Annotated in this window: 2 protein-coding genes; both read left to right on the top strand. The window is 70.7% G+C overall.

From position 1 onward, the window contains the following. Positions 1–99: 99 nt before the first annotated feature. Complete coding sequence (locus ACZ6KF_RS33980; protein WP_469160977.1) at positions 100–1446, top strand: relaxase domain-containing protein; 1347 nt, start codon at positions 100–102, stop codon at positions 1444–1446. Between the two features lie 140 nt (positions 1447–1586). Then, complete coding sequence (locus ACZ6KF_RS33975) at positions 1587–1766, top strand: hypothetical protein (RefSeq protein WP_469160976.1); 180 nt, start codon at positions 1587–1589, stop codon at positions 1764–1766. Positions 1767–2842: the final 1076 nt, after the last annotated feature.

The following is a 2842-nucleotide window of genomic DNA, read 5'->3' as shown; positions in this document are numbered from 1 at the left end:
GATACGAGCCGACCTCCACCTCGGACTGCTCCAACTCGCCTGCAGCATCATCTGCTTGAGACGACTCCGAACCTCATTCTGAAATGATCAGTTAGGCACATCGACAACCGCGACGGGCTGCCGCTCCTGCTCGAGCACTGCCTGATCCTCAACCGCGTCCAGCGCTTGGGCGCCGACGGTGAACCGGTCTGGGGCGCTGTGGACACCTACCGCCTCTACCAGAACGTGGTGGCCACCGGGACGCTCTACACCTTGGCGATGACGACCGAGGTGTGCGAGACCCTGGGGCTGGCGACCGTGCCGCGCGAGGTCGCACCGGGCCTGCGTCCGGTCATGGAAATCGCCGGAGTGCCCGAGGACCTCATCAACTGGTCGGCGTCCCGCCGCCAGCGCATCGAGGACGCCCTGGAGGTGCTCACCGACCAGTACGTGAAGGACCACGGGCACCTGCCCTCAGAGCGCGGCCGTCACGGACTGGGCTGGTGGGCGGCGCAGGAGACCCGGCCCGTGAGGAAGAAGCCGAAGCCGCTCGCGCAGCTGCTCGCGTGGTGGCGCGCCTCCGCGATCCTCCGCTTCGGCCAGCAGTTCATCGACGGCCTCCTGGACAGGTGCCGGGCTGCGGGGGCGGCGATCCGGGCGCGGGTGGATCCCACCGTGGACGTGGCGCTTGCCGCCGTCGACGTCGCTGCGGTCGTCTTCACCGTGCGTGAGAAGTTCTCCTGGCGCCACATCCTGGCCGAAGCGCGCCAGCACCTGTTGGAGACGCTGCGCGGCCGCGAGTTCACCCGCGGCCTGGACGACTACATCGCCCACCGGGCCCTGCTCCGGTACTCCCGCCGTCACACGGCCACGAAGCCTGGCCGGGAAGCGCCGACGGCGGACCGGATGACCTACACCGCCGACTTCCCGGTGCCGCACCGGTGGTGGATCGCCCCCGCCGAAGGCACCCCGCCATGGGAGTCCAGCCGCTACGAGCGAGTCCGGGTCGCCAGCCTTGCCGTGCAGAACGCGATCCGCTATGCCCGCATTCGAGCCGACACCGCCACCGCCAACGAGGCGACGACCTCGGCCTCCTACACACCCGCCGATCACCGCGACCTCAAGGGCGAGACGGCATCCGCTCCCCACGCCGTCGACCACCCGGGCCGGGACACCGCCCTGACCCCGGCGCAGCGGGCCGCCGCCGTCCAGGCCCACCAGCAGGCCGCGATGCCCGAGGAGTACCTGGAGGGCCGCACGAGCGACCCGGCGACGTGGCTGCGCACACCAAAGAACCTGGACCGGCTCGCCGCCTTCACTCGCGCCGCCGACACCCGCCGCCGCGCCATGGAGGACCGAAAGGCCCCGGCCGCCGACCCGGCCAGTCCGGTCGACCAGCACCGCCAGGAGCACGAGCAGCAGCGCCAGCAGCCCGACCCCGGCCAAGGCCAGGGCCTCCGGCCCTAAAGCGCCGTGCGGCCCGCACGGCGGGACGGACGACGAAGTCACCGTGCCAGGCGCCGGGACGCGACCGGCCGCCCACCCCCGAAGCCACCCGGGAGCGGGGGAGGGTGACGGGGACCACTCCCTCAAGCACGGAGGCCCCCATGGTTGCCCCGACCCCGCCGCAGCTTTCGCCGGAGCAGCGCGAGCGCCTGGAGCAGCTCGCCGACGCGGCCCGGCTGCGCGCGGCGCTGTACCCGTCGCCCGTCCGGCGCCGCTCCCGGCAGTTCCCCGGCGGCCGGCCGAACCCGTGGCGCTCCGTGCAGGGCAGCCGCTGGGGATGAGTAGGCCCGGTGGACGGCGCCGCGCACCCGGGCGCGGATCGGCGGCTGGGTGGGGAGTGGCCTCCACTCGGGGAGTGGAGACCACGGTGGTGCCCATCGGGTGGACTCCACTCCGGTGCACCGGTGCGGTGGGGGAGTGCAGGACATCCCGGCATCCGGTGCGCTCGGTGCGGTGCATCGGGCGCACCGGTTCGCGCGCCGACGATGCCGTGCACTCATCCCCACCGCACCGGTGCGCCGCACGAGGCGTATGGCAGTGGCCGCCACTCCCGCCCGCTCCCTGCGGTGTGCATACGGAAGGTGACGGTGCATCTGATGCGGTGCACTCGATGCACCCCCTTGACCAGGTGTGCCGCCGCGGATTCCACCCAGTCCATCGGGTGTAAAGCAACCCTTGTCCAGCCACGAGTTTCCCGCGATCTTTCGACGTTTCCCCTAATCCAGTGCGTAAGCAGACGGCCCCAGCCCATGCAACGGCCCGGGGCGGCTGCTCGCGCTGGACAGCGAATGCCTGGATCCCCCCTGGCCGTCAAGGCCTCCTCAAAGAGCGGCATCGCTGTCCGTTGCGGGGTCCGCGGTGATGACGCGGGCGCCGGGCTGATGCCTCCGTTTTCCCGGGCCCTTGAGGCCTCTGTCAAGAGCGGCGCAGCCCGGCGCCTCCGTGGTCACCGCGAAACTCGCGGGGCCCGGTCGGACGTTGATCGTCACGGCGCGAGCCCGCTCCAGGGTCAACCTCTTGTTCATCCGCGAGCCCGTGAGCTCTGCAGAACATCGAGCCCTGGAGCGCGCTGGTGTCGCGAACGGCTACTGAGATGGCGGACCAACGAGTCCTTGGATTAGGGCGCCGCGTGACCCGCATGTGCTCGTGACCTGCATAAACAGACGGATCTGGGAGGATAGCTTGACCGTGTTCTGCGGCATCGACTGGGCAGAGCGTCACCACGACGTCGCCCTCGTCGACGAAGTCGGCACTCTGCTCGCTAAGAGGTCCTAACAAAGGCGTTGGACGTGTCGGTGGGTGATGAGGCAGGTGGCGAGGCCGAGGAGGGCTTCGTGGATGTCGTCGCGTCTTTCCC

This window comes from Streptomyces sp. NPDC046379 (assembly GCF_055587785.1).
Note: the sequence above shows the minus strand (reverse complement) of the source record. Positions and strands in the feature narration are given on the sequence as shown.